The organism is Pseudomonas sp. 28 E 9 (genome assembly GCF_900004785.1).
Classification (GTDB): domain Bacteria; phylum Pseudomonadota; class Gammaproteobacteria; order Pseudomonadales; family Pseudomonadaceae; genus Aquipseudomonas; species Aquipseudomonas orientalis_A.
On record NZ_CVTK01000042.1, the window covers coordinates 5,975 to 11,699 of the forward strand.

4 protein-coding genes are annotated in these 5,725 nt (G+C 62.1%); 2 read left to right on the plus strand and 2 right to left on the minus strand.

Going from position 1 to position 5,725, the window contains the following annotated elements:
• Positions 1-252 precede the first annotated feature (252 nt).
• Entirely contained in the window at positions 253-945 is a 693-nt protein-coding gene (locus BFQ00_RS10565; RefSeq protein ID WP_065933484.1) for a GNAT family N-acetyltransferase, read from the minus strand.
• Positions 946-1,121: 176 nt separating this feature from the next.
• On the opposite strand from BFQ00_RS10565, the gene BFQ00_RS10570 reads away from it, so the two are divergent.
• A complete protein-coding gene (locus BFQ00_RS10570) occupies positions 1,122-1,973 on the plus strand; it encodes a CAP domain-containing protein (protein WP_065933485.1) in 852 nt (283 codons plus the stop codon).
• A 149-nt stretch (positions 1,974-2,122) separates the two neighbouring features.
• Positions 2,123-4,327 (plus strand): GAF domain-containing hybrid sensor histidine kinase/response regulator, encoded by a 2,205-nt coding sequence (locus BFQ00_RS10575; protein ID WP_065884463.1) that lies wholly within the window; start codon positions 2,123-2,125, stop codon positions 4,325-4,327.
• Here the strand turns inward: BFQ00_RS10575 and BFQ00_RS10580 are convergent.
• Positions 4,306-5,433, minus strand: coding sequence for a GGDEF domain-containing protein (locus tag BFQ00_RS10580; protein ID WP_065933486.1), 1,128 nt, complete (start codon positions 5,431-5,433; stop codon positions 4,306-4,308). The genes BFQ00_RS10575 and BFQ00_RS10580 overlap by 22 nt on opposite strands.
• Positions 5,434-5,725: the final 292 nt, after the last annotated feature.

Below are 5,725 nucleotides of genomic sequence, written 5' to 3' on the forward strand. Positions count from 1 at the left end.
CATCCATGGCCCAGTGCGGCTAACCCGGCGTCCTGCCGGGTTACCCACGAATTCAAGCCTGCGTTCGGCCAGCGTGGTTTAACGGGGCGCCTGAAATCAAAAGCAGATCAAGATCAAGAGCGACTCGCTTCGCATCGTGGTTACGGTTGGGCGCTACAGAGTTGTGTAGATGCCTATGCCCCGATAGCAGAGTGTCAGTCTCAGCCTATTTGACTGACACACCGCCATCGGGGGCAAGCCCCCTCCCACAGTTTAATCTTCAGTGCTCGAACCTCTTGCCAAACGCTCGCTCACAAACACCCGCACCTTGCGCGTCAGTTGATCCAAATGCCGATCACGCTGCTTTTCCGCATCAACCATGGCGCGCTTACCGTGCTTCTGCAGCAGGTAGGTATGGATCTGCCGCACTTCCAGCGAGCTGTAGATGGCAGCCACGTCCAGCACCCCCATCAGCCCATCGGTGCCGTAGTCCCGCGTGTTCATCAGCACTTGCGTGCCGCGCGCGCCGCGCACCTTGAAGCCCATGGTTTCGAAGGCCGGGACCTTCTCGACCGAACAGGCCAGTTCCGCATGGGGATAGCGCGCCAACACGTCATCGAGCATGGCCCGGGCCACACCCTGGCGCCTGGAACCGGCGTGCACGGCCATAAAAGCCACGCCACAGGCTTGAGGGTCGTCCTTCACCGGCAGGTACAGGCAGAAGCCGACGACGGTCTCGTCCCGCATCGCCACGACCAGCTCAACGCTGATGCCCTTCGAGCCGTCCAGCGCCTCGAGATACAGGTGCACCTCAAAACCGATGACGTACTGGTAGATGTTATAGAGCAGGTTACTGGGCGCCAGGGCCACGCTGCTGATGTCGGTGAGGTTGTCGACCACCATCTGCAGGATCTGGCTGTTGACCGGTTCGGGACAGGGCGTGGTGTAACGGGTAAGGCTGAACATGCAAATTCCTGGGGTTTCACGTCGAGGCAGCGGCAATTGTACCTGTTGCGCGCCGTGTCGCCGGAGTGCTCGACAGCGGCCACTCAACAATTGAGTGAAAAAAGTTCGGACCAACGGGTGCATGCATGCCCCTGGATCGCGCATCATGGGCACTTTCAAGCTCAAGGGTAACGTCCATGCGCGTTCTGTCATTGATGATGGGTCTTACGACGCTGGCCGCCAGTACGGTGTTCTGCGCCAGCGCGATGGCGAATGAAGAAAGTCAGTTGGTGCAACAGATCAACCAGTACCGCAGCCAGGTGCAGCGCTGCAACGACCAGGGTTCCCAGGAGTTGCCGCCGCTGGCCAGTGATACACGGCTGGTGCTGCCGGCCTCCAATGTCGGCGATTTGCAGCAATCGCTGGCGCGGGCCGCGTACCCGATGGTCAACGTGCAGGCCATCAGCCTGTCCGGGCCCAAGGACGCCGAGGCCGCCATGAAAGCGGTGCGTGAGAGCTTCTGTCGCGTGGTGCTCGACCCGCAATTCGTCGATATCGGCGTGAGCAACAACGGCCAGGACTGGCGCATCGTACTGGCGCGCCCGCTGCTCACCAGTGGCCTGGGCGACTGGCAGACCGAAGGCCGCAAGCTGCTCGACCTGATCAACGCCGCCCGCGCCCAGCCGCGCGAGTGCGGCACCCAGGCGTTCACGGCGACCACGCCGCTGTCGTGGAACGACGACCTGGCCAACGCCGCCAACAGCCATACGCGCAACATGGCCAACGGTAACTTTTTCGATCACCTCGACCACGATGGCCGTACCCCCGGCGACCGCGCCGAGCTGGCCGGCTATGTGGGGAAAAATATCGGCGAAAACAACGCCGCCGGCCTCGATACCCCGCGCAAGGTACTGGACGGCTGGCTCGCCAGCCCCGGCCATTGCGCCAACCTGATGAACCCGCAATTTCGCGATTTGGGCGCGGCCTACGCGATGGACCCGAAAAGCGATGCAGGCATCTATTGGACGGGGCTGTTCGGCACACAATAAAGCCTGTGGCCGAGCCCCCAAATGCGCAATAAAATCAAAGTGCTATCCAGCAGTCCAACGTGCTGAACTGATTGCGGTCATACCGGTCTGTAGCTAGGCAGTCTGACCTCTTCAAGGCTTAACTACGGGTAGCGAAAGGTGTGAACCCAATGATGAATTGGCTGCAAGGCAGCAGCGAAATGGCAGAGCGGGTTCGTCGGCATGATTGGACCCATTCGCCCCTGGGGCCGCTTGAACACTGGCCGGACGTGTTGAAGACCACCGTTGCGCTGTGCTTCGCCTCCAGCTTCCCCCAGGCCATCGTCTGGGGGCCGCAGTTGATCACCCTCTACAACGACGCCTTCGTGCCGATCCTGGGTAACAAGCCTGATGCCCTGGGCCGCCCGTTCAGCGACGTGTGGCACGAAGTCTGGGATGACATCAGCCCTATCGCCGACACCGCGTTCGCCGGTCAGGCCACCTACATCGAAAACTTTCCGCTGTTGATCCAGCGTGGCGAGGCCCCTGAACAAGCGTATTTCACCTTTTGCTACAGCCCGATTCGCGACGCTCAAGGCCGGGTGGTCGGGTTGCTCGATACCGTCACGGAAACCACCGCCACGGTGTTTCTTGCACGGCGCCTGGCGGTGCTGGACGCCATCGGCAGCAGCGTAGCCACTGCAACCGATGCTGAAGCCATCATGAACTCGACTACCCGCTTGTTGGCCAAACACCTGCAGGTGTCGATTTGTGCCTACGCCGATGTGGAAGACGATCAGGACAGCTTTACCATTCGCGGCGATTGGTCGGCGCAAGGTTCGCCGAGCATCGTCGGCCGTTACAGCCTGGCCGCCTTCGGTGAACGCGCGATGACCTGCCTGCGGGCCGGCGAGCCCCTGGTGATCCGCAACAACGTGCTTGAACTGCCGGCCCATGACGCCGCGAATTTCCAGGCGCTCGGCGTGACGGCGACCCTCTGCATGCCCCTGATCAAGGACGGCCGCCTCACCGCATTGATGGCCGTGCACGACAAACAGCCCCGCTACTGGTCCTCCTATGACCTGGCGCTCCTGGGCGAAGTCACCGAACGTTCCTGGGCGCATATCGAACGCGTACGCGCCGATGCCGCGGTGCGTGCGGGGCTGGCGGCCTATGCCGAACTCAATGCGACCCTCGAGCAGCGCGTGGAAGAACGCACCCGCGCCCTCGCCCAGGCCGAAGCCGCGCTGCGCCAGTCACAAAAGCTTGAGGCCATCGGCCAGCTTACCGGCGGCGTCGCCCATGACTTCAACAACCTGCTGACGATCATCCGCTCCTCCGTGGATTTCCTGCGCCAGCCGGGGCTGTCGGAAGAACGCCGGCAACGCTACATGTGGGCGGTGTCCGATACCGTCGAACGCGCCAGCAAGCTCACCAGCCAACTGCTCGCCTTTGCCCGTCGCCAGCCGCTGAACCCGCAGGTATTCGATGTCAGCCAACGGGTGCGCAACATCGGCGAGATGCTCGAAAGCGTTACCGGCGCACGCATTCATGTGCAGGTGCAATTGCCCGATCAGCCCTGCTATGCGCGCATCGATCCGAGCCAGTTCGAAACCGCCTTGATCAATATTGCCCTCAATGCCCGCGATGCGATGAACGGCCAGGGCACCCTGACCATCAAGGTCGTCGGGCAGCAGCCACTGCCGCGTATTCGCGGTGACGCCGGGTCGCGCCTGCCTCACCTGTGCATTTCCCTGGCCGACACCGGCAGCGGTATTTCCAGCGAGACTTTCGAACGCATTTTCGAACCGTTTTTTACCACCAAGGCCGTGGGCAAGGGCACCGGGCTGGGTTTGTCGCAAGTCTTCGGCTTTGCCAAGCAATCGGGCGGCAATATCGATGTGGCCAGTACCTTCGGGCTGGGTACGGTGTTCACCCTGTACCTGCCCCAGGTGGAGGGCGAAGTCGCACCACCGCAGGCCGAGCATCCAGCGCTGCTACCGCCGCAGGACGTTACCCAATGGCATGTGCTGATCGTCGAAGACAACCTTGAGGTAGGACGTTTCGCCTGCCAGATCCTCAAGGACCTGGGTTACCAGACCACCTGGGCGACCAATGCCGAACAGGCGCTGGCACTTGCCGGCAAAGACGCGGAAGCCTTCGACGCGATTTTTTCGGATGTGGTGATGCCGGGGATGACCGGTGTCGCCATGGCCAGGCTGCTGCGTCAGCGCCGTGCGGACCTGCCGGTGGTGCTCGTGTCGGGCTACAGCGAAGAACTGGCGGACAATGGGTATGAGGGCTTTGAGTTCCTCGCCAAACCCTACTCCGCCGAACAGGTCGCGCGGGCGTTAGCCAGGGCCATGGCCAAGGATCAGCCCGCCACGGCGACCTGATTGCGACCCAGCGCCTTGGCCCGGTACAGCGCCTTGTCGGCGCTGTCCATCAAGCCATTCAGGTCCAGCGGCTCGGCGTGGGTCGATGCAAGCCCCAGGCTGGCACTCAGCCCCTGCACCGGGTCGGCGCGCAGGTCGCCAATCGCCTGGACCAGTTGCTCTGCAATGCTGCGCGCGGTCTCCAGAGACGTGTTGGGCAGCAATATTGCGAATTCTTCGCCCCCCAGGCGACCGGACACATCGACCTGGCGAAACGAGGCGCTGATCACGCCGCCAATCTGGCGCAACACCTGATCGCCGGTCTGATGACCGTAGGTGTCATTGATGCTTTTGAAGTGATCCATGTCCAACATCAGCGCGCACAGCGGCTGCTGCTCGCGATGGCACTGGGCGTACAGCGCCTGGGCACGCTCGTAGAAGGCACGACGGTTCATCAACCCGGTCAGTTCATCGGTCTGGGCGGCGTGGGTTGAAAGGGTGTGCGCACGTTCCATCTGGCGGGTCAGGCGAAAGGCTTTTTCCAGGGCATCGGAGAGCTTGCGCGTGGCGCCCACTACAAAGGAGGAAAACACCAACACCGCCAGCGCCACGCCCATCTGCATCGGCGCCGGCTGGAACAAAAGCCACAGGGTACACGGCAACAGCACCAGGCCCATGGACCCCAGCGACATGGAGCGATAAGCCGAATAGCACGACACCGCGCTGACCGACATGCCCACGGTAAACAGCATCACCAGCACCTGGGACATGCGGTCATCGACGGGCATCACCGCCAGCGCCCCGCCGCCCCAGATCCCCGCCGACAGCATCAGTGTCAGCCAGTAACGACGCTCCCAGCGCGCGGGCGTGCGTTCGCTGTTGGGACAGCGGAACCATTCCAGGAACAGCTGCAGGCGCACCAGTGAGGAACCCGCCAGCAGTACCAGCCAGACCACCATGACCTGGTGATCGAAACGCTCCCAGCACAGCCAGCAGAGCATGATGGCGGCCAGGCAGGCGCCAAAGATGGCCGAGAACGACTGGCGAAACAGCTGATGCAAACGGTCGGTTCGCACCTGTTCTTCGATGACGTGGTCCGGGTCTTGCCCATGCCCAAGGCTATGCATGCGATTCGCCTGTTTGGCTGCTCCGACAGAGGCGCCATTGTGGCACCCTGCCAGTAGCCCGGACAACAGGATCCTGCGTGCTAGAGCGTTTAACCCTTCTGAGCAGATGCACTGCAATCCAAATGTGGGAGGGGCGGTGCGACGATTCGACTTGCTCCCGATGGCGGCCTCAGGGCCGACCAGGATGTTGGATTGGACCGAGTGCATATCCGTTTCTGCGGTAACGGCTGCTATGGGTTCCGCTTTTACAGCGGCTCACTTTTGAAAAGCGCAAAAGTAAGCAAAACGCTCT